This window comes from Phaeobacter sp. SYSU ZJ3003, assembly GCF_041300735.1.
In the GTDB taxonomy this organism is placed as follows: Bacteria; Pseudomonadota; Alphaproteobacteria; order Rhodobacterales; family Rhodobacteraceae; genus Phycobacter; species Phycobacter gallaeciensis_A.
Genome location: NZ_PXNU01000183.1, coordinates 1 through 372, shown reverse-complemented (window position 1 = coordinate 372; position 372 = coordinate 1). Strand labels below are relative to the sequence as shown.

At 63.2% G+C, this 372-nt stretch carries 1 protein-coding gene; it reads left to right on the top strand.

What is annotated here, in order from left to right; translation table 11 throughout:
- The coding region (locus C6W91_RS21335; RefSeq protein WP_370571633.1) for a histidine kinase dimerization/phospho-acceptor domain-containing protein at positions 1–372 on the top strand (372 nt) is incomplete at both ends.

Sequence of the window (372 nt, the reverse complement as noted above, 5' to 3'; positions counted from 1 at the left end):
GCGAGGTGCGCGATCTTACCCGTGCTTTCAACCGGATGCAGGACCGCCTGACTCGCTTTGTGGGGGACCGCACGCGGATGCTTGCCGCTTTGGGGCACGACCTGCGCTCACCGCTGACCGCCCTGCGGGTGCGCGCCGAGATGGTCGATGATGAGGAAACCCGCGACAGCCTTGTGGCCTCGGTACAGGAAATGCAGGGCATGGTCGATGCAACGCTGACCTTTGCCCGAGGGCTGACCGGATCCGAACGCCCTGAAACCATAAAACTGCATGATTTTCTTTCTGCCTTGCGCGCAGACATACCAGGCGGTTTCGATCTTGGCGCCGGGCCTGACACAAAGGCGCGCTTGCGGCCCAATGCCATCCGGCGGG